General features: G+C 41.5%; 17 protein-coding genes. 14 read left to right on the top strand and 3 right to left on the bottom strand.

Annotated elements, in window-relative coordinates; translation table 11 throughout:
* The first annotated feature begins 455 nt into the window (after positions 1-455).
* From gwsG to CFT61_RS03170, 14 genes are all read left to right on the top strand, one after another.
* Positions 456-1,382: a grasp-with-spasm system ATP-grasp peptide maturase gene (gwsG, locus tag CFT61_RS03235; protein WP_089543049.1), complete on the top strand. Its 927-nt coding sequence runs from the start codon at positions 456-458 to the stop codon at positions 1,380-1,382.
* 1 nt (position 1,383) lies between these two features.
* Complete coding sequence (locus CFT61_RS03230; RefSeq protein WP_089543048.1) at positions 1,384-1,599, top strand: hypothetical protein; 216 nt, start codon at positions 1,384-1,386, stop codon at positions 1,597-1,599.
* Complete coding sequence (gene gwsS, locus CFT61_RS03225; RefSeq protein WP_089543047.1) at positions 1,586-2,602, top strand: grasp-with-spasm system SPASM domain peptide maturase; 1,017 nt, start codon at positions 1,586-1,588, stop codon at positions 2,600-2,602. Before CFT61_RS03230 ends, gwsS begins: the two co-directional genes overlap by 14 nt.
* 2 nt (positions 2,603-2,604) lie before the next feature.
* Positions 2,605-4,914, top strand: a complete 2,310-nt coding sequence (locus tag CFT61_RS03220; protein ID WP_089543046.1) for an outer membrane beta-barrel family protein — start codon at positions 2,605-2,607, stop codon at positions 4,912-4,914.
* 1,010 nt (positions 4,915-5,924) lie between these two features.
* A complete protein-coding gene (locus CFT61_RS03215; RefSeq protein WP_089543045.1) occupies positions 5,925-8,252 on the top strand; it encodes an outer membrane beta-barrel protein in 2,328 nt (775 codons plus the stop codon).
* A 9-nt stretch (positions 8,253-8,261) separates the two neighbouring features.
* The gene (locus tag CFT61_RS03210; RefSeq protein ID WP_089543044.1) at positions 8,262-10,466 is read left to right on the top strand and encodes a peptidase domain-containing ABC transporter; all 2,205 of its coding nucleotides are present in this window, start codon (positions 8,262-8,264) and stop codon (positions 10,464-10,466) included.
* Positions 10,467-10,479: 13 nt separating this feature from the next.
* The gene (locus CFT61_RS17165; protein ID WP_233547110.1) at positions 10,480-10,956 is read left to right on the top strand and encodes a hypothetical protein; all 477 of its coding nucleotides are present in this window, start codon (positions 10,480-10,482) and stop codon (positions 10,954-10,956) included.
* A gap of 518 nt (positions 10,957-11,474) precedes the next feature.
* On the top strand, positions 11,475-12,182 hold the full coding sequence (locus CFT61_RS03200; protein WP_089543043.1) for a response regulator transcription factor: 708 nt from the start codon (positions 11,475-11,477) through the stop codon (positions 12,180-12,182).
* Positions 12,183-12,257: 75 nt separating this feature from the next.
* Positions 12,258-13,052: a hypothetical protein gene (locus tag CFT61_RS03195; protein WP_089543042.1), complete on the top strand. Its 795-nt coding sequence runs from the start codon at positions 12,258-12,260 to the stop codon at positions 13,050-13,052.
* Positions 13,039-13,995 carry a sensor histidine kinase gene (locus CFT61_RS03190; protein WP_089543041.1) on the top strand — a complete coding sequence of 319 codons (957 nt, stop codon included), beginning with the start codon at positions 13,039-13,041 and terminating at the stop codon, positions 13,993-13,995. The genes CFT61_RS03195 and CFT61_RS03190 overlap by 14 nt, the downstream gene beginning before the upstream one ends.
* Positions 13,996-14,040: 45 nt before the next feature.
* Positions 14,041-15,009, top strand: a complete 969-nt coding sequence (locus CFT61_RS03185) for an aldo/keto reductase (protein ID WP_089543040.1) — start codon at positions 14,041-14,043, stop codon at positions 15,007-15,009.
* A 144-nt stretch (positions 15,010-15,153) separates the two neighbouring features.
* Entirely contained in the window at positions 15,154-16,419 is a 1,266-nt protein-coding gene (locus CFT61_RS03180) for a peptidase U32 family protein (RefSeq protein ID WP_089543039.1), read from the top strand.
* Positions 16,419-16,850, top strand: a complete 432-nt coding sequence (locus CFT61_RS03175; protein ID WP_089543038.1) for a SufE family protein — start codon at positions 16,419-16,421, stop codon at positions 16,848-16,850. Before CFT61_RS03180 ends, CFT61_RS03175 begins: the two co-directional genes overlap by 1 nt.
* Positions 16,851-16,896: 46 nt before the next feature.
* Positions 16,897-17,523, top strand: coding sequence for an RNA methyltransferase (locus CFT61_RS03170; protein WP_089543037.1), 627 nt, complete (start codon positions 16,897-16,899; stop codon positions 17,521-17,523).
* Between the two features lie 175 nt (positions 17,524-17,698).
* On the opposite strand, the gene CFT61_RS03165 is transcribed toward CFT61_RS03170, so the two are convergent.
* The 3 genes from CFT61_RS03165 to CFT61_RS03155 all read right to left on the bottom strand — a co-directional run bounded on the left by CFT61_RS03165 (position 17,699) and on the right by CFT61_RS03155 (position 21,126).
* Positions 17,699-19,204, bottom strand: a complete 1,506-nt coding sequence (locus tag CFT61_RS03165) for an acetyl-CoA hydrolase/transferase C-terminal domain-containing protein (protein WP_089543036.1) — start codon at positions 19,202-19,204, stop codon at positions 17,699-17,701.
* Between the two features lie 365 nt (positions 19,205-19,569).
* A complete protein-coding gene (locus tag CFT61_RS03160; RefSeq protein ID WP_176425483.1) occupies positions 19,570-20,217 on the bottom strand; it encodes a DUF1349 domain-containing protein in 648 nt (215 codons plus the stop codon).
* Between the two features lie 162 nt (positions 20,218-20,379).
* Positions 20,380-21,126: a DUF1349 domain-containing protein gene (locus CFT61_RS03155; RefSeq protein WP_089543101.1), complete on the bottom strand. Its 747-nt coding sequence runs from the start codon at positions 21,124-21,126 to the stop codon at positions 20,380-20,382.
* Between the last annotated feature and the right edge of the window lie 36 nt (positions 21,127-21,162).

Here is a 21,162-nt window from a genome sequence, read left to right as displayed (position 1 = left end):
ATAAAACAACGTGTTGGCTATTTATGTATTTTTTTATCAAAATGATAAAACAAGTTTAAAAACACAGTCAAATAGTTTAATGTAGTTTAATTTATTTGGTTTATAAGAAAAGTTGCAATACCTTTGCAAACGAAATCAGATAGCTATATTGATTTAAGCTCACTACAACTCAATAGCAGCAATATTTCTAACGCTATAGTAGAAATGCTTTTTAATACAGACGAAAATGAAAAAATTCAACTGTAACGAAGAGTTTGCTTCTGAGGCACTTCAGAATGTGGTCGGAGGTAACGTGGACAACTTTAGTATGACTTGGTCAGCAAAAGCTGGTGCTGATACGTGCGAAAAGGTTTCCAACAAAGATCATGATAGTGACTTAGACTCAAGCGTAGAATTCTAACATTAGAGGTTGCAGAGACAACATTCCCTGCAACCTCCTTTTAAAATTAAGGTTTATGATACTTATATTTTCTCAACGAAGTGATTATGCGACCTCACAAGTTTGTATGTGGCTACAGGCTATGAAGAAAGGCTTTATCCGTCTAAATATGGAAGACGATTATGTTTTCACTTATATATCAAGTGAGAAAATTATAGTAGAAAGAAACAAAAAGCAATACAATTTGTTATCTTGCGATTCTTATTGGTATAGAAGGGATGGAATCGCTCCAAAACATTTTAATTACAAGAAAACAGAACTTTCAAAGGTAAAATTATCACATATCAGAAAGGAATACCAAACCCTGAAAGAATATGTGTATATGACTATAGAGGAAAAAATTGGAGAGTCTAGAACAATTGGCAGTTATTTTACTCATTCTGTAAACAAATTACATGTGTTAGACTTGGCTTCCCAGGTAGGATTGAATGTACCATTTACATATGTAATATGCAAAAAAGACGAAATCATGATGAGCAAACCTACCATAACAAAGCCAATTTATGAGGGCTTCTATGAAATTGACAATCATCATTTTCTCTTTTCATATACAAACGACCTTAACGATTTAGCTCCAATACCTCCTACCTTTATGGCATCATGTTTACAAACGAGGTTGGAAAAAGAATACGAGTTAAGGATATTCTTTTTGAAGGGCATGTACTATCCTTATGCTATTTTCTCACAGCAAGATGCAGACACAGCAGTTGACAGCAGGAAGGGAGAAGTCTTAAGGTATGTTCCATACAATCTTCCCAATTCTATTAAGCTGAAGTTAGAAAAGTTAGTGGCATTATTGCATTTAAACACCGGCTCTATAGATATGGTGGTAACTCCCAAGGGGGAATATATATTCTTGGAGGTGAATCCTGTAGGGCAATTTGTTGCTTACGGACAACTTTGTAACTCGTATTTAGACAGGCTTGTAGCTGAAAAATTATAAAATGATGGGAAATAAAATCTTCAGTAATGAACAAATGGCACATTTGCCTTTATTTTTTAATGGCATTATAGAAAAGGAGTTAATGTTGCCTGAAAAAGACAGCAACGACTTGCTGTTGTCCGACTATACGGAAAGTTATGCAATTATCGAGCGTCCGTCAAAGCGTATTTCATGTATCATCGATTTTTCAAAAATAGGCGATTATGAACAGAAATAAATATTTGTATGTGTACTCAAATATCTTTTTTACAAAAGGGTATACACGAACAATGGTATATGATTGTTGCACTCAGAGAACTCTGTTCTTTGAGAATGCGTTTTATGCTCTTCTAGATGAGTTTAGAAAGCACAAATTAGACAGTATCGTAAGCAAATATCCAAATGTAGATGTGCTCGGTTTTGCTGAATTTCTTTTAAGCAACAACTTTGCTAGCTTAGTTAATGATATATCTCTGTTTCCTAAGCTTAAGAAAGTATGGTTCTCCCCAAATGAAATTGAAAATGCTATTATTGACATAGAATCTACAAGTAATCATAATTTCAAAAAAATATCAGAAGAGTTACAAGCTCTTCATTGCGCACATTTGGAAATCCGTATATTCTATGACGCAGATATTCAAGAATTATCAAAAATAGCTAGTCATTTTTATAAGGCTGATTTTAAGAGTGTTGACATCATTGTAAAATACAAGGAAGGTATAAGTCCGTCTAATTATCTCCAACTTGCCGCCCAATATCCACCCTTGTCTATATTTGTCTATGAAGCTCCAACCGATACTTATCATAAGAGTCTCATCGACACAACTTATCATGGCATCGGTTTTGTTTATTATTTGAAACAAAAGATAGAGGCTACGACTGATTGCGGCAAAATTAATCGCTCTTCTTTTTGTATGCCATCTTCTATATCCAATTTTACAGAAGGCATATTGAAAAATAAATGTCTAAACAGAAAACTATCAATAACGGCAGATGGACAAATCAAAAATTGTCCTTGTCTGTCTAAAGCATATGGAAATATCCGAGACCACTCTATAGCAGAAATAGTTCGGTCTAATGAATTTCAAAGATATTGGGACATAACAAAGGATGAAATTCGTATATGCAAAGATTGCGAATATAGATACATTTGCAATGATTGTAGAGCTTTTGTAACAGACATTTACGACAAGCCATTAAAATGTAAATATAATCCTTACAAACAGAAGTGGGAGGAATAATTATGAAGAATTTGTTATTTATTTTTTTATGTGTCATAAGCATCAAGGTTAATGCACAGTTGATTCATGGAGTTGTTTGCGACAAGGAAGATGCGCCTGTACCATTTGCAACAATTTCTTTGTTGAACAAAGAGGACTCCTCTTTTGTAGAAGGGGAACTTTCTGATAAGGATGGACTTTTTTCAATAAATCGTAAAGATGTTACAAACTGCATTTTAAGTGTATCCTCAATTGGCTACAAGACATTCTTTACTACAAAAATTAGTGATGGTATGCATATTTCATTGGAGGAGCAAACTACAGAACTTCAAGGAGTGGTAATCAAAGGTCAAATGCCTAAGCTACATTTGGTGCCAGGTGGTACTTGCACCTTGATTTCCGGCTCATTCTTAGCTGATGCAGGAAGTGCAACGGATATTCTTTCCCAATTGCCAAGAGTAAAAGTCAGCGATGAAGGAATCTCGGTTTTAGGCAAGGGACAGTCTGCCATCTACATTGACAATCGAGAAATTTCAGACCCTGCAGAACTAGAAAGACTTAGTTCTCAAAAGGTGAAAAGTATTGAGGTCTTGACTACTCCTGGGGCAAAATATGCAGCAGACAAGAAAAGCGTTATTGTCATCAAGACTCTTGATGACAATAATAACGGATTTGGGTTGGACTTCATTGGCACAAACAAAAGAGCGACAAAATTCTCATCAAAAAACGATTTGAATCTTTATTATCATAAAAATAAAATTAATGTTTACGACAATATTCAAGTCAAGAATCAAGCTACAGACATTTCCCAAGATGTAAGAAACAACATACTTGGAAAAGACAACATAGAACTCCACACCATAGATTTAAAACATGCCAATCGCTTTTGGGGAATTGTCAACAAAATGGGATTTGACCTAGACTTAAGCAAGAAACATCATATAGGTGGATTCTATGAGTTGCAGAGAGACTTCCCTACACGCTATTATATTTGGAATAGAGAAGAGAGCGTCTCAATCAATGGCAAGTCAAATAGTTATGATGCTATATACCAAGACGGAATGAGCAAAGGAGGGCCAAATTCTCATTTGAACTTATACTATTCTGGACTAGTTGGCAAAATGAAGATTGATGCAAATTCTATGCTGTATTGGACAAAAAGATACACAGAAAAAGTACAAACAGAACAGATGGCGACTGAGACAAAAGTTATTCCAACTTCCAATACATCCAATGGTAGGATTATAGCAAACAAGATAACGTTGTCATACCCACTGTTGGAGAATCTCAATGCTGAAGTAGGAACAGAGGTAACATCTACCAGAAGTAAGCAAAAGTACAATAGCCAAAGCGATTTGATAGAATCATCCATAGCTGACGTTTCAGAAAAGAGAGTTGCAGGATTCTTGAATGCAACATTTAAAACTACTGATTTAACTATTGGTGGAGGCATTCGTTATGAGCATTTGTCAAATACAACTAGAGGTAATAGTGCGGAAGATGATTTGTCATATAATTATAACAATTGGTTTCCTAACATTCAATTAGGCTATTCTCATGGAGATATTGAAATGTCCTTGGGATATTCTTCTAAAATATCAAGACCAACATATTCACAATTGTCAAACAACGTAACTTATGATACCCGATACATTTACGAAGGAGGGAATCCATATTTAAAGAGTACCATTGAGCATATGATAGATGCTTCTATATCCTACTCTTGGTTGAATCTATCCGTAGAATATGAGCATGATTCCAATCCGATTTACAATTGGTTTGAGTGGTATGACTATGACAGAAACATCATCAAGTTGACAAGTGCAAATATTAGCGGTATAGATTTGGTGTCAGCTTCATTGACAGGAGAACCTGTTGTTGGAGTTTGGCATCCTATTATTGAATTGGATTTGAACAAGCAATTTTTGGATGCTTCAAAATATAGTGTGAATGAAAATTTTAAGACTTTGGGATTTGTTGGGCTTTTTAACAATCAATTTGTATTGAAAACTTGGCAATTTGGAGTTTCTTATTGCTATACATCTAGCATGGCTGATGGTTTCATAAAATCCAAGAGTACGAATTTGTTAGATATGTATGTGAAGAAAAAACTTCTAAAGAACAATTTGCAAGTTCAGCTCAAATTCAATGACATCTTAGATGACAACCACAATAGGTGTACATTATATTCGCCTATAAATATCATGAGCCAAGATAGAAGTTATAAAACTCGCTCAGTACAGCTATCTGTTATTTTCAATTTACACCCTCACAATAAGTTGAAGCATCAGGTAATGACAGATGCGGGAGCAGATGAAAAAGAAAGATTGTAAAACGTTTCCTTGTAATACATCTGCATGTTTCTATACATACGGAATAAATTGCCTGAAAACGGAATTTGTAAGTGTTTCGGCAGAGAGTGTAGGATGACCTCTCTGCCGAAACTTTGTTTTACTATGCCGAAGGTGGCTTCCAGCTAAAAGTCACGTTATGGGATGTGGCGGAATCGGTATAACAATGCACGAAACTTATAGAGGCATTGAACAACATCGATAAGGGTTGCCTCATGCCGGTATAAACGTAAGTCGATGTCGATATAAACGTAAGTCGATGTCGATATAGGCACTGGCTCGTACCGGTATAAACATAAGGTGATGCTGATATAAGTGTTTGCTGACACTGATATAACTATAGGACAAAACCTATGGATGCGATAAGATTGAATGAGGTATGGAGAAGAACTATAGAATAAAAATGCTGTAAACTAGACGTAAAGTAATTATTGTTGCACTTTACTTGTCATTATGCAAAGTATAACCATGTACAACTTAGTTTAATATAGTTTAAATATTCTCCTTAAATTATTTTGTTTCAAAAAGTCTTTATACCTTTGCGCACGGAATACAAAATGAGGCAAATAATTGCAGTTTGCTTTTGTTTTGGTGCAATTATTCCAATACCCTTTCTGCCCAATAAGCACTATGGATATGAATCAGCCCCGTCTGATTAAAAGGCGTACATCCAAGAACGCAGATCCTGGAGCAATATTAATTTAAATAAGAAAGGAATTAAAAATGGAAACATTTGCAAAATTTGACAAGTTGTCCCAAAGTGAACTTGAGACAATTTGTGGTGGCAAGGTGTCTACTACAACGACAACTACCACTACAACTACTACAGATGGCGAGGGACACTCTCATACCACCACAACTACCACCACAACAACTACAATAACAGATGACTAACGTTTGTGGTTGAGTTGCAGTAAAAATGTGAAGAGTATGTGCTGACTTTGATTGGCACATACTCTTTTGCTTTATTAGGATATTTTTAATGAACATTTATGAAACGGTATATTTTATTCTTTGTTTTCTATACACTTGGAAGTGTTATATCTATGGGGCAAAACTATTATGGTTTATTGAAGAATAAGCAGGGAGAAAACTTGTCTTATATAAGTGTTGTCTTGAAAAGTTGTAAAGACTCCTCTTTTGTGTCAGGAACCGTATCTGATGAAAATGGTCACTTCATGATAAAATCTCCGCATCGTAAGTGTTATTTATTACTTTCTGGTATTGGCTATAATAATTCTAAAATTTCCTTGGAAAAACAACAAAGTGATTCTGTAAATCTTGGTACTATTATACTAGAGCCAAACGAAAAGATGTTAAAGGAGGTTGTTGTTACAGGGAAGAGAAGAGTTGTATATAAAAATGGAGAATATAAAATAACTGTTTCTGGTTCGTCTTTAGAAAAACAACCTGACGTATATTCCGTTTTATCATTTTTGCCATTTGTCACAGTTAATGAAGATAGAATCTCAATGATAGGAAAAGGTAAAATCCTTATCTTGATAAATGGACGAGAAGTAAGCAACTCTTTAGAGTTAAATTCATTAAAACCTTCCCAAATTAAAGACATTAGCGTAGAGCCACATGCTTCTTCTGCTTACGGCTCAGAATATGATGCTGTTATAAAAATTAAAACTGTAAAAGAATTTAAAGATTATGTTTCTTCGCAGATAAAACATAAGTCTATATTTGCAAGGAGATATAGTGATTCTCAAACGGCTGATGTCAATATAAAAAATGGAAAATGGAAAAGCTACATATCATATACTTTCAAAGACTCACGTTCAAAAGAATCAGCAACAAACAAGTATAACATATATCAGCAAAATTCAAAAGAGGTAACTACTAATAATGTATCTGAAAATAATGAAATTGGGCACTTTGCACAACATGGAATTATTTTCAATACATCCTTTGCGCCTACCCAAAATAATGTATTTGATATTCAGTACATGCTAGAAGTAAATAAAACTTCAAATATTTCTAATGACATAGAGTCTTCTACCGTCAAACATCAGACAACCGAAATAGTTACAGTCCAAGATGATAAAGATAAAAATATTACGCATAATGTTGAGGCAAAGTATTTGCATACTATGCAAAAATCCAATTTGGATATCAATTTAGGTTATATTAACTCTTTAGCAAAAGATGATAATTCTGTAAAGCTAACAACTTCACCCTATGCTGATATTTATGGTCGAAATAGATATGAAGTTTATACTTTAAAATTAGATTATAATCAAACATTATGTCATATTTTACAATTACAGACTGGTATGAAACACTCTTATATTATAAACAATGGGTATTCTATATCCAACAATGAAGAAGAAAAATATGATTATAATAACAAAACGAAGTTAAAGGACTATGTTGGAGCTTTATATGCCAATTTGTCTAGCCAGTTCAAGCATTTATATTTTAATGGTGGTGTAAGGTTTGAATATTCTTCCAATCGCTACAAAGAATATGATAGTAATATTTTGCAAAAGAAGTGTTTGAATGTGTTCCCTGCTTTAGAAGTTGAGTATCAAATCTCTCCATCTTTTATTGTATCTATGGGATATGAAACAAAAGGTTATCGCCCCAAATTTCAAGATATATCACCGTTGATGCGCTATATTAATGCACACCTTTATGAACAAGGAAATGTATCTTTAACTCATATGATTTCAAACAATCTATATTTGTCTTTTGTTTATAAAAACAAAATTAGTGTAGACTTGAATTACTACCATAAGCATGATTATCCCTTGTATGTATTTCAAACTTCTTCAATGGGGGATAATATAATCGTTAACAAGCCTATTAATACAAATGTAGACTATTTTGATTTGCGTGCAAGTTATTCAGATAAATTTGGTCTATTTCGTTTTGCATATAATGGTGATTTTCACTATGATATAACAAAACTTCCTTTTTTAGGAGAAAAGAATAATAATAAGGCTTTATTTGCAGGTAATTTTGTCAATCAGTTTGATATAACAAATCATGTGATGCTGTTTTGTAACATAAATATTGCTTCTGCCTACAAATCATTAGGCTCTTCTTTCCAGGCAGCTTATGGTCTTACTGTGGGTACATATATGACTTTCTGTAAAAACAAGAGATTAACATTAATCATATCAGGCAATGATTTATTACGCAAATCCACGCCGAACAACAACACTTATTTATATAATATAGAATCTTGTCGTACGCTCTCACCAGATAGTCGCAATGTTAGTATTACTTTACGATACAATATTAACAAATTCAAAATGTCTTTCAAGAAAAACAACTCTAATGGAGAAGAAGAGAGTAGAATCAGTAAATAAAAAAGCATTATGAAAAGACAAATAAGAATAATATATCAACACGATTCCATGCAATGCGGTATAGCATGTTTACAGATGATTTGTGGATATTATGGTAAGAAATATTCATCAGAGTATCTGTCAAAACTTTGCTTCGCAACAACGGAAGGCGTATCTATGTTAGGTATCAATGATGCGGCAAATACATTAGGATTCCATACTTTTTGCGGAAAAATAGCAACAAAAGAATTGGAAAAAGTTCCTCTTCCATGTATTCTCCATTGGAATCAAAATCATTTTATAGTCTTATATAAGGTTAAGAATGGAAAGAAGTTCTATGTCGCTGACCCAGGAAAAGGATTGGTAACTTATGACTTAGATGAGTTCAAAAAGCATTGGGTAAGCACGAAATCTAATGGAGAGGCCAAGGGCATTGCTATGTTCTTGGAAACCACCCCTGCTTTCTTCACTTATAAGATGGAGGGTGAAGCGAACTTAAAAGAAAAGAGGTCTTTCCGATTTCTCTTTGGATATGTGAAGAAATACCGCAAGTATTTCGGACAAATCATCTTGGGTTTGATAGTCGGAAGCCTCTTGCAGCTTGTCTTGCCATTTCTTACCCAATCCATCGTGGATGTCGGTATCAAGAACCAAGATATAGGATTCGTTTGGCTTATACTGTTGGGACAGTTGATGCTTACCATCAGCAGAACTGTAATCGACTTTATACGCAGATGGTTGTTGCTACACATATCTCTGCGCATCAACATATCGTTGGTGAGCGACTTCTTCATCAAACTTTTGAAGCTGCCGATGTCTTTCTTTGACACGAAACTTATGGGCGACTTGATGCAGAGAATGAACGACCATAGTCGTGTGAACAACTTCCTTACTCAGCAGACGCTCAACATAGCTTTTGCTATGCTTACTTTCGTGGTATTTTCGGTGGTGCTGTTCTTCTACAATAAGACGGTGTTTGCCATCTTCTTGTTGGGAAGCATCCTCTATGGTACATGGATGACCTTGTTCTTAAAGCGAAGAAAGGTGCTTGACTATGAGGTGTTTGAGCAACAAGCCATCAACAACAACAAAACTTACGAGTTTATCACCTCCATGCAGGAAATCAAGTTGCAGGATTGTGAGCAGCGTAGAAGATGGGAATGGGAGGACACGCAAGCAGACTTGTTCGGTGTGCAGATGAAATCGCTCAAGCTCCAACAAACTCAGGAGGCAGGAAGCATCTTCATCAATGAGGTGAAGAACATCATCATCACGGTGGTGGCTGCAACCGCTGTGATTCATGGTCAAATGACACTCGGCATGATGCTTGCCGTGCAATACATCATCGGACAACTCAACTCACCTGTGGAGCAACTGATGAACTTCTTTTATTCTCTGCAAGATGTGAAGATTAGCTTGGAGCGAATCAACGAGATTCACCAGATGGATGATGAGAATGGAAAGGAAGGCTTGCTGACTTCTATTGAAGATAAGAATGAGGGCATTGACATCAAGAACATTATGTTCAAGTACGACCCACATGCTTTGCGTAAGACCATAGACGATGTGAATATTCACATTCCGCAAGGTAAGGTGACAGCTATTGTTGGTGCTTCTGGCAGTGGAAAGACCACCCTCATCCGCTTGATGCTAGGTTATTATTCTGTCTTGGAGGGACAAATCAACATTGGCAATACCAACATTAACAAGCTCAACAAGAAATGGTGGCGCAGACAATGTGGTGTTGTCATGCAGGATGGTGTTATCTTCTCGGAGAGTATCGCACGAAACATAGCCGTTGATGATGGCGACATAGACAAGGAACGATTGTTGAAAGCAGCAGAGATAGCTTGCATCAAGGATTACGTGATGGCTTTGCCTCTGAAGTTCAACACCAAGATTGGACGAGATGGCGTGGGACTGAGCCAAGGACAGAAACAGCGTATCTTGATAGCAAGGGCGGTGTATAAGAATCCCGACTACATCTTCCTTGACGAGGCGACCAACTCGCTCGATGCCAACAATGAGAGAAGCATCGTGGAGAACTTGGATAAGTTTTACAAGGGCAAGACTGTCGTGATTGTGGCTCATCGACTGAGTACGGTGAAGAATGCCGACCAAATCGTAGTCATAGACCATGGTAAGGTCGTTGAGGTTGGCAACCATGAGTCTTTGACTGCCAAGCGAGGGGCATACTATAACCTTGTGAAGAATCAGTTGGAATTGGGAAACTAAAAATACTTTTGATATGGAACAGAAAGAAAAAGAATCAGATAACATCGAGTTGAGAAGCGAGAAGGTGAGGAACGTGATAGGCAAGGTTCCTCCTCGCCTCGTCAGCTTGGGGACAGTTATCATTACGATAATAGTCCTCGCCCTCGCAGTTGCTTTCTACAAGACACCTTATCCTATATCTATAGAGGCTAATGGTGAGGTTATAAACCAAAGAACAATACAGGTGTTTGTGCCATACAAGTATTTGTATCTTTTTGATGAGCCAAGAACTGCTCACGTTTCTTTTGAGGGCAACGACAATGCATCTTATCACTGCGACATCATAAGCCATAATGCCAAGCTCATACATAGGGATGATGGCAACTATTTTATGGCTACAGCCACAGTGAGCACACAGAGACAAAAGTCCCCTGTGTTGCAAAAGTACATGAAAGCCGATGTCAGAATCATCGTCAGCAACAAAACGTTATGGCAGCAGGTATTCGGATAAGCTATATCCGAATACTGCTGTTTGTTTTTGGATACATATTGTTGGTAAGCATCAGATTTAACTCAAAAAGTTCTAAATTCCGTAAATTTCTCCTTGCTAGTTATGGGATATTAAGAAAAATATCGTATCTTTGTCCCCGAATTGAGGCGTTCTTTGTATATTGCAAAATACAGAAACGAGCAGAAGTCCGCTCGTTTCCATATTGTTACCTATATAATATAGGCAAACGCCCAACTTCTTGATTTTCAATCAAAGTCCAATTTAGAGCGAGTTAGGATTATTAACGCAGTTACAAATTGAAAGCTGCTGAAAATCGCCCCTTATCGCCAACCAAAATTTGGTGGTTCCCCAAAAAATCCGTATCTTTGCACTGCCATTCTGAGATAAGGCGCCAACGTTATCTTTAAGTTAATCTCCCACTTTTAATATGGCTTTTTCACAAAAAAGATGTATCTTTGCAGCGGAAAAGGAGACAATGGCTGATTTGGCTCCCGTAATCATCAAAAACGGATAAGATTATGGCTGATACTAAGTTACTCCTGGTTGAGGATGATGAAAACCTCGCCTATATGGAGAAAAGCTGCTTCGAGGATATCATCGGAGGATATGAAGTGAAAACCGCCGTTAACGGCAAGGAAGGACTGAAGGCGTGGAGAGACTTTCAGCCCGATGTCATCGTATCGGATATCGACATGCCTATCATGGACGGCATCGAGATGGTGAAGAACATCCGAGAGGTGGATGGAGAAACCATCATCCTCTTTACCACCGGTCTCACCTCACCCAAGGACCTGAAGGCAGGTTATGCCGCCGGAGCCAACAACTATATCAAGAAGCCTTTTATTCCCGAAGAGCTTGATGCCCACATCCACAGCCTCATCCAGCTGAAAGCCGGAAAGCGCAGCGAGAATGCCAGCTGCCAAATCAAGCTGGGAAGATATACACTGGATGCCAACCACGCCACCCTGAAAGATATTCAGGAAGGCAGCGAGAAAATGCTTACCGCACGGGAGGCTAAGATCCTCGAACTGCTGGCGGTAAACAAGAACGAGGTGGTACGCCGGGAAGCCGTACTAAGCCGTTTCTGGGGCGTGGAAGACAAGGATTACTTCGCTTCCAGAAGCCTGGATGTTTTCATCAAGAAAATCCGCACGGCACTGGAAGACGAGCCTGCCGTAGAACTGAAAACCATCAGAGGAGTGGGATTCAAGCTCATCGCAGAATAAACATTCCCCTACCCCCACATAACATTATACGAGAATCAAATTAGAATAAAGAAAAAAGACAGAAAAGACATCATTATGCTGAAAGCGATATTATACTACATACTGTTCCTGGCAGAATATCTCAGCACCATCTTCCTGGGAGGATTCCTGGTGGGACTCTACATGGCTATGAACATGCCTTCGGGCACCCACAGCCAGCAGATAGAAGGGCTGGAGGAATCCATCTATCCGTTTATGATAGTCATCGGATTCCTGGGCATACTCATCGTATGGTTCACCTTCGGACATTACAAATTCTCCAGGTTCTCGCTTGGAAAGGTGATTCCTGCCGCCAAATGGAAGGCGATGACCATTTGCACCATTCCGATTCTGGGCTTCACCATGGTCTTCTATTCCATCATGAACCTCTTCCATCTCGACTTCCTGCCCAAGCAGATGATGGAGATGAGCTATCTCGGCTTCCTGCCTTTTAATATCAACGGATCGTTTATATCTGCCTACATCTTCTTCGGCGCCATTCAGGAGGAACTGATCCGCTGCGGCAAAAAGAGATGGGTGCAGCTGCTTACCCTCTCGATCATGATGCTGCCTGCATGCATGATGTCGGTAACAACCAGTGGTGATATCAATGTAGATCTGACCGTGCTCGGTTTTATCACCCTCTGCTACTGCAGCTGGATATACGGCAAGACACGCAGCACCATCATTCTCATCGTGCTCTATTTCGTATCCACTCTGGTTCCCTTCCATTTTGAATCGAAAGTGCTCGGCATATTGCTCCTGATAGCCGGTACGGCATTAACCATAGGCGGATTCGCTGCCCTGAGCAGGAAACTGCCTGAAATGCTTGTGAAAGATGAAGACGAATAGAGCCAAGGCACTCAGCACCACGGCACTGATAGCCGTGCTCTGCATGCAGCTGTTCTGGATGTGGAACTCGCTGCAGATGACCGTTCACCAGATGGGATATGAAACGCCCTGGAACCTGGCACCGGATGTCAGGGCACAGGCATTGCTCGCTGCCTTCTACGAAAGCAAGTTCACGGTTCTCACCTCTCTCCTTACCACGGTGGTAATCATCCTGAGCCTCATCGACCAGATCAACTACATCGATGAGCAGGAAAGGGTGCGACTGCTGCGCGAGGACTTCTCCTATGCGATGGTTCACGATATGAAGTCGCCGCTCACCTCCATCATCATGGGAACCAAGTATCTGCACAGCGGCGTACTGGAAAAGAAGCCGGAAATGAAGGAGAAATATTTCTGCATCGTAGAAGACGAGGCGCAGCATCTGCTTGCCCTCATCAACCGCCTGCTCACCATCTCGAAACTGGAGCACGGCAAGCTGCATATTCAGAAGGCGGAAGTAAATTTGGAAACGATGATAGAGGATGTGGTGGATAAATACAAGGCGAAATCAGCGAAACCAATCCATATCACCACCCGGTTTGGAGCCACCTCTGCCCTAGCCGACGAGGAATATCTGAAGGAGGCAATCAGCAATCTGGTAGATAACGCCACCAAGTACTCGAAGGAGGAAATCAACATTGAGATTTCCACCCTGGAGGATGACAGAAACGTTTATATCAAGGTTTTTGATGAGGGTATCGGCATAGCCAAGAGCGAACTGAAGACCATCTTCAACCGCTTTGAGCGCGCCGCTGAGCACGAAAAGGATGCCCGGAAGACTCGTGGCGGCTTCGGCATCGGTCTGAACTACGTGCTGCAGGTAATCAACGCCCATAACGGCAAGATAAGTGTGAAGAGCGAGAAAGACAAGTGGTCGGAGTTCACCATCTCGCTGCCGAAATAATCAGACAGCAGCTTATTCAAACATAAAATAAAATAATTAGGAATTATGGACTTAAAAGGAATCTACACAGCCGATGCCAATCGCTATGGCGATGCAGAGGCACTTTACAAGAGATGCGGCAAGAGCGGAGTCTTGCTGCCTAAGGTTAGTCTGGGATTCTGGCACAACTTCGGAGGAGTGGATCCTTACGAGAGAAGCCGTGCCATCACCCATTATGCCTTCGACCACGGAATCACCCACTTCGACCTTGCCAACAACTATGGTCCTCCATACGGAAGTGCTGAGGAAACCATGGGCAGACTGATGAAGGATGACTTCCTGCCTTACCGCGATGAACTCTTCATCTCTACCAAGGCGGGATATGATATGTGGGAAGGTCCTTACGGCAACTGGGGCTCTCGCAAGTATCTGATGGCGAGCCTCGACCAGAGTCTCAAGCGCATGAATCTGGACTATGTGGATCTCTTCTACAGTCATCGCTACGACCCAAATACCCCACTCGAGGAAACCCTCCAGGCTATGGTAGATATCGTGAAGCAGGGCAAGGCGCTCTATCTCGGCATCAGCCGATGGCCACTGGAAGCCCTGAAGTTCGCAGATAAATACCTGAAGGAGCGCGACTGTCCGCTGCTCATCTTCCAGGACAGACTCAACATGCTTGACCGTGCGCCGCAGGAGAACGGAACCCTCGACTACTGCCACGAAAACGGCATCGGATTCATCTCCTTCTCTCCCCTCGCCCAAGGTCTCCTCACCGACCGCTATCTCAACGGAATCCCTGCCGATAGCCGCATGGCAAAGGAGCACTTCCTGAAGCACAGCGCCCTGACTCCGGAACTCCTGGAGCAGTTGAAGCAATGGAATGCTGAAGCCGGCGAACGTGGCGAAACCCTCGCCGAGATGGCACTGGCGTGGATTCTGCACCAGAAAGGCGTAACCAGCGTACTGGTAGGTGCCAGCTCTACTGCCCAGCTGGAAAAGAACATGAAATGCGTTCATGCCAAGGCATTCTAGAAATAGATAGTAGCCAGCTAAAATATCAGGTTTTAGTGGCTACTATTTTTGTTTTTATACCTTATTATATATCTTTATGCGCCTTTTAGTATGATTTTTCAAAGAAAAGCAGTACCTTTGTACCCAAAATAGAAATTTGCATTCATGAATACAAAGATAAACGAATTTGAGGTGATGGCACCTGTGGGCTCGCGCGAGTCTTTGGCTGCCGCTATTCAGGCTGGTGCCGACTCCGTATATTTCGGAATCGGCAAGTTGAACATGCGTTCACATTCTGCCAATCATTTTACGATCGACGACCTGCGTGAGATTGCTGCCACCTGCAACGAGCATGGCATCAAGACTTATCTCACCGTCAACACAGTGATTTACGATAACGACATCCCTACGATGAAGGAAATCATTGATGCTGCCAAGGAGGCAGGCATCTCTGCCGTCATCGCCAGCGATGTGGCTGTGATGAGCTATTGCAATGAAGTAGGAGAGGAAGTGCACCTTTCCACACAGTTAAATATCTCTAACACAGAGGCTTTGAAGTTTTATGCACGCTTTGCGGATGTTTCCGTTCTGGCACGTGAATTAAACATGGACCAGGTGAAGCATATCCATGAGCAGATAGAGCAGCAGAATATCTGCGGCCCTATGGGCAAGCAGATTCGCATCGAGATGTTCTGCCATGGCGCCCTGTGCATGGCTGTATCGGGCAAATGCTATATGAGCCTTGCCAATGCCAACCGCTCTGCTAACCGTGGCGAATGCGTTCAGATTTGCCGCCGCAGCTATACCGTTACGGATAACGAAACCGGCAACCAGCTGGAAATCGACAACAAGTATGTAATGAGTCCGAAGGACCTGAAGACCATCCGCTTCATCGACCGCATGATGGATGCCGGTGTACGCGTCTTCAAGATTGAGGGTCGTGCCCGTGGTCCTGAATACGTATATACCGTAGTGAAGTGCTACAAGGAGGCGATAGCTTCCGTATTGGATGGTACCTTCACCGAAGAGAAGAAGGATGCCTGGGATGAAAGACTTGCCACCGTATTCAACCGTGGTTTCTGGGATGGTTACTACCAGGGGCAGACCCTCGGCGAGTGGAACAAGCACTATGGTTCTGTGGCTACCGAGAAGAAGGTGCTCGTGGGCAAGGTGATGAAATACTTCTCCAAGCTGGGCGTGGCAGAGGTTGCCGTAGAAGCTTCTACCTTCGACAAGGGCGAGAAACTTCTGATTACGGGTAACACCACAGGTGTGATGTATCTCAATGCCGATGAAATCCGCTACGACCTGAAGCCTGTGGAAACAGCGCAGCAGGGTTGGAGAGTGTCTATCCCTGTACCGGATAAGGTGCGCCCTAACGATAAGCTCTATAAGTTGATTACAGTAAACGAAATTAAAGAAATAAAATAATGGCAACAATTAATGAATTGCAGGATGAAGTGGTAGAGGAGTTCCAGGATTTCTCCGACTGGATGGATAAGTATCAGATGCTCATCGACTTGGGCAACGAGTTGGCTCCTCTCGACGAGAAATACAAGAACGAGCAGAACCTTATAGACGGCTGCCAGAGCCGCGTATGGTTGCAGTGCGATTATGTAGATGGCAAGCTCGTATTCACTGCCGATAGCGATGCTCTTATCGTAAAGGGAATCATCGCTCTCCTGATTCGTGTGTTGAGCGGTCATACTCCAACAGAGATTATGGATGCCGATCTCTATTTCGTAGAGAAGATTGGCTTGAAGGACCACCTGAGTCCAACCCGCAGCAACGGTCTCTTGGCGATGATCAAGCAGATTCGCATGTACGCCCTGGCTTACAAGACCAAGGAGGCGGAAGCATAAATATACAAAAGAGTAGGGGATACCCCCCCCTCATTTCAGAATAACTATGCGTAAATTAAGAACGATAGAGATGAATCGCCTCACGCTGGAGGAATTCAAGGAGGCAGAGAAGCTTCCATTGATAGTAGTTCTGGATGATGTGCGATCATTATATAATGTGGGAAGCGTATTCCGCTCCTGCGATGCCTTCCGTGTAGAGGCGGTGTATCTCTGTGGCATCACCGCCACTCCTCCCAATACCGAAATCCACAAGACGGCACTGGGCGGCGAAGACAGCGTGGATTGGGAGTACTTCAAGACCACCGAAGAGGCTGTGGAAAAGCTGAAGCAGAAAGGCTACTTTGTGTATAGCATTGAACAGGTAGAGGGTTCTACCAAGCTTCAGAACCTACCCGAGGCTCATGAGGAACTTTTCAAACAGGAGAAAGAATCCGAAAAGCAGGAGAAAGAATCCGAAAAACAGGGAAAGGAATCCGAAAAGCAGGAGAATTCTTCCCTCCCTAAAGGCTACGCCGTTATCTTCGGCAACGAGGTAAAGGGTGTGAAGCAGAACATCGTGGATATGAGCGATGGCTGCCTGGAGATTCCACAGTTTGGCACCAAGCATTCCCTGAATGTCAGCGTAACAGCCGGCATCGTGGTTTGGGAATTCGCCAAACTTCTGAAGTTATAAACAAAACTTTCATAAAAAAACTCCACACGCCCTGAAAGGGCAGAAGCTCCTAGCCCAGGGCATCGCCCTGGGAAATTATGGATATAAGTCTGTCGCCCTGTAAGGGCAAAAGCTTTAAATTACTAAATAATACAATAATCCCCGATAGAGCCTGGCTGCTTTATCGGGGATTTTCTTATTTCAGATATTCTCCAAAATCTGTCAATCTCATATCACCCTTCTTCAGGAAGGTATCGTGCATAGCGAGGGCGGCACGCATGCTCTGTGGCTCATGTCCCTTCTCTGCGAATTTCAGATACTCACGGAGCATAGGGCGATAATCCGGATGCGCACAGTTTTCGATAATCTCCTTGGCACGGCGCAAAGGACCCTTGCCACGAAGGTCGGCAACGCCCTGCTCGGTAACGATAACATCCACATCGTGCTCGGTGCTATCCACGTGACTGCACATCGGAACGATGGCAGAGATGCAACCATTCTTGGTGGTACTCTGCGTGGTAAAGATAGAAATGTAACCATTGCGCTCGTAATCGCAGGAACCACCGATACCGTTCATCAGCTTGCTGCCGCAGATGTGGCTGGAGTTCTCGTTGCCATAGATATCGCACTCGATGGCGGTGTTCATAGCGATGACACCCAGACGGCGGATGACCTCCGGAGAGTTGGAAATCTCGCTCTGGCGGATGGTGAGATGCTTCTTGAAGTAATCAATATCATCATACACCTCTTTCAATGTATCATTGGTAACGGTGAGCGAAGAGCAGGAAGCATCCTTGATTCTTCCCTCGCGCATGTATTTCACCACAGCATCCTGAACCACCTCAGTATAGACGCTGAACACAGGTACGTTAGGATTCTGTCCCAATGCTTCAAGAACGGCATTGGAAGTTACGCCCACACCGCTCTGCAAAGGCAGGAACTGAGGAGGAATATGCCCCTTCTTCAGGTCGCTGACCAGGAAATCAGCCACATTGTGTCCCATCTGTTCGGTTACAGGATCGAGTGGCTTGAAGGCACGCGCCTCCTCCGGGATGTTGCATTCCACCACACCGATAATCTTATGCGCATCAATCTCCACATATTCCTTGCCAATTCTGTCGCCCACATTCAAGATTGGGATAGGGGTGCGGAACGGGCATTCTGCTATCTCATACACATCGTGAAGATAGCGGGAAGCAGGACTGTGGAAGGTATTCTTCTCGATGAGCACCTTCTTTGCCAATCTAACGATGGTAGGAACGATGCCGCCGGCAGAGGTCAGAAATGCCTTGCAGGTGGTTTCGCCTTCTTCCAAATCGGAAACCTCAATGATGGCAAGGTCTATCTCGCCATAGAATCCACGGCGCAGGCGCTCAGCCATGTGACCGAGATGCATATCCTCATAATCTATCTCGCCCAGGTTAGTATGAGTTCTAAAGTCCTTGTTGGTAGAAAATGGCGCACGGAACTTGATGGCATGAGCTGCCGCCATGTCACCCTCAATACTTTGTGAAGTAGAAGCACCTGTCAGGATGCCTACTTGGAATGGTCTGCCTGCCTCATGCTCAGCCACGGCTCTCTTGGAGAGTTCGCGGAAGGTAGCCTTAGGCACGCCGTTTGGAGTAAAACCACTCAAACCGATTGTATCTTGATCGTTAATCATCGCTGCTGCTTCAGCAGCGCTTAATCTAATATACGCCATTTTCTTCTTTCTTAATATTCATTAGCGGAACTGATAGCCGCATTCTAAATAATTGATACCTATTTGTGGCTGCAAAGTTACACATTATTTTCGATATATGCTAATCATTTGATGATTTTATACAGATATTAGGCAAAAAACTTACAGTTCGCGAATAGATATTCATAAATCGCTTACTTTATGCAAAAAAATAGCCGAAAGTTTGGTACTCTCTATTATTTGCTGTATGTTTGTCGTCAGGAAGAGGCGGCGGAGATCGAGTGCGTGGCGGAAATGGTGGAATAAAGAATTTGCAATAATACTATCAGTTTGGATGACATTGCCCTATAAGCGTGTATGACCTTAATTTTTCTTTGGATTACAGTTTACTTGTTTGCAGTCTGTTTGAATCCTGTATCTTCCGCTGACCATGGTTGCCATTTACACTCGCCGACTTCCATTTCAGAGAACTGTGCGGTGAATGAATGGTCAACCGGGCTTGCCGCATATATTCCGAACGAGATTTCCCCATCACCCTTATCCAAATGGAATGTACGCATTTGGTGGAAAGTGGTACCGTCAGGACTTGTCTCTATATAATAGTCGCTTCCCCGACGGCTAAGGCGATACCACATTTCCTTTATGGAAGATGGAATATCATGCGTAGCCCAATCGGAATATCCGTTGTTTGTCACCACACTGCCCAATCTCTGGTATTCCTCGTTCTCGTATTCGATTGATGCCTTCATCCAATTGTCACTGTCAAGATAGATTGCGATACCGCACTGGTCGAACAGGGCGGAACTGTTGAACGATGTCTTTACTGTAAAAGAAAAGAACTTGTCGGAGGTTTTCATTTGCAACACCGGAGCATTGTCGTTGCTGAACCCATAATAGGTGCGCTGCCACAAGTCTGTGTGAGGTTCTGAAACGATTGTAATCAAAGAGTCCGTGATGGTGTATTGTTTGGGCTCACGAATCCAAAACAAGTTTTCAGCCACAAATGGCTTTAAGATTGTGTCATTTTTTTCCATATTCGATTTATTTGCTATTGACGTTTGTTGTTTTTTCTCATTTTGACATGACAGCAGAGTGCATGCAAGCAGCGACAATGCTATGAAAAAATGATTTCTCTTCATTAGTTGAAATGTTTAATATGTTTGCTAAAATCTGATAATAGTGCTGAGATATGGTATTTATTCCCCGTCGAGCTTACCTATGCGAAAATTGGCAACAGCCTCTTGCTTAAGCGACACTTCCGTAAAATAGCAGGTGTGTGCATCGTCTTTAGGACTTTGGGAACTTAGGCCAAGAAGCAGTTTTTCCGGAAAATCATTCTTGTAGAGACGAGCCATATGCCACATATTCCCATCTTCTGAAAAATAACTGCCAAGAGTAGTGCCATCGGATGATAATCTCATATAAACATACGGACCGCTAATCGCCTGATGATTATTGTCATCAGAAGTGCCTATTGTGCGAACTGACACCACACGGTGAACACCATATTCATCCTGTTCGAAACACAGTTTTTGACAATGAGTGTCATTCTCGTATGCGTATAACACACCTGCCGAATATGTTCCAGTTTTGGTGAAGTTCGGCTGTACTTTAGCCGTAAAAGTGAAAGGCTTAGTGTTGTCAACTTCTGTAAAAATGATCGCAGAGCTATTGACAACGCTTCCATCCGGGGAGCGGAAATAATCAGTTTGGGGACCGGCCACAAACTTGAGAGTGTCGCCAAGAAGTGTGATACCATTCTCTCCGCCGTTTTTAGACTTTGTAAAACGGATTCCTCCTACATTGATATTGCAGGTAGCGAGTTTAACGTTTTCCGTTAAGACTTTCTTGTCAGAACTTCCTTCTTTTTTCTCTGACTCTTTCTGGATGCATCCAGTCATAGCAAGACTTGCAATGATTGCGATAAATACTAATTTTCTCATTGTAACATTTATTTGATTTTTATTAAATTGCAACTT

The sequence above is a fragment of the Segatella copri genome, assembly GCF_002224675.1.
GTDB classification, from domain to species: Bacteria; Bacteroidota; Bacteroidia; order Bacteroidales; family Bacteroidaceae; genus Prevotella; species Prevotella copri_U.
The sequence above is the reverse complement of the archived record's forward strand: the minus strand, read 5'-3'. Positions and strand labels throughout refer to the sequence as shown.

Excerpts from the sequence above, each read along its gene's own strand:
- CFT61_RS03195 (WP_089543042.1), top strand. The coding sequence starts at position 12,258 with ATGCTGAAAGCGATATTATACTACATACTGTTCCTGGCAGAATATCTC.
- gwsS (WP_089543047.1), top strand. The coding sequence starts at position 1,586 with ATGAACAGAAATAAATATTTGTATGTGTACTCAAATATCTTTTTTACA.
- CFT61_RS03155 (WP_089543101.1), bottom strand. The coding sequence starts at position 21,126 with ATGAGAAAATTAGTATTTATCGCAATCATTGCAAGTCTTGCTATGACT.
- CFT61_RS03220 (WP_089543046.1), top strand. The coding sequence starts at position 2,605 with ATGAAGAATTTGTTATTTATTTTTTTATGTGTCATAAGCATCAAGGTT.
- CFT61_RS03215 (WP_089543045.1), top strand. The coding sequence starts at position 5,925 with ATGAAACGGTATATTTTATTCTTTGTTTTCTATACACTTGGAAGTGTT.
- CFT61_RS03170 (WP_089543037.1), top strand. The coding sequence starts at position 16,897 with ATGCGTAAATTAAGAACGATAGAGATGAATCGCCTCACGCTGGAGGAA.
- CFT61_RS03165 (WP_089543036.1), bottom strand. The coding sequence starts at position 19,204 with ATGGCGTATATTAGATTAAGCGCTGCTGAAGCAGCAGCGATGATTAAC.
- CFT61_RS03185 (WP_089543040.1), top strand. The coding sequence starts at position 14,041 with ATGGACTTAAAAGGAATCTACACAGCCGATGCCAATCGCTATGGCGAT.
- CFT61_RS03200 (WP_089543043.1), top strand. The coding sequence starts at position 11,475 with ATGGCTGATACTAAGTTACTCCTGGTTGAGGATGATGAAAACCTCGCC.
- CFT61_RS03210 (WP_089543044.1), top strand. The coding sequence starts at position 8,262 with ATGAAAAGACAAATAAGAATAATATATCAACACGATTCCATGCAATGC.
- CFT61_RS03160 (WP_176425483.1), bottom strand. The coding sequence starts at position 20,217 with ATGGAAAAAAATGACACAATCTTAAAGCCATTTGTGGCTGAAAACTTG.
- CFT61_RS03180 (WP_089543039.1), top strand. The coding sequence starts at position 15,154 with ATGAATACAAAGATAAACGAATTTGAGGTGATGGCACCTGTGGGCTCG.
- CFT61_RS03230 (WP_089543048.1), top strand. The coding sequence starts at position 1,384 with ATGATGGGAAATAAAATCTTCAGTAATGAACAAATGGCACATTTGCCT.
- CFT61_RS03190 (WP_089543041.1), top strand. The coding sequence starts at position 13,039 with ATGAAGACGAATAGAGCCAAGGCACTCAGCACCACGGCACTGATAGCC.
- CFT61_RS03175 (WP_089543038.1), top strand. The coding sequence starts at position 16,419 with ATGGCAACAATTAATGAATTGCAGGATGAAGTGGTAGAGGAGTTCCAG.
- gwsG (WP_089543049.1), top strand. The coding sequence starts at position 456 with ATGATACTTATATTTTCTCAACGAAGTGATTATGCGACCTCACAAGTT.
- CFT61_RS17165 (WP_233547110.1), top strand. The coding sequence starts at position 10,480 with ATGGAACAGAAAGAAAAAGAATCAGATAACATCGAGTTGAGAAGCGAG.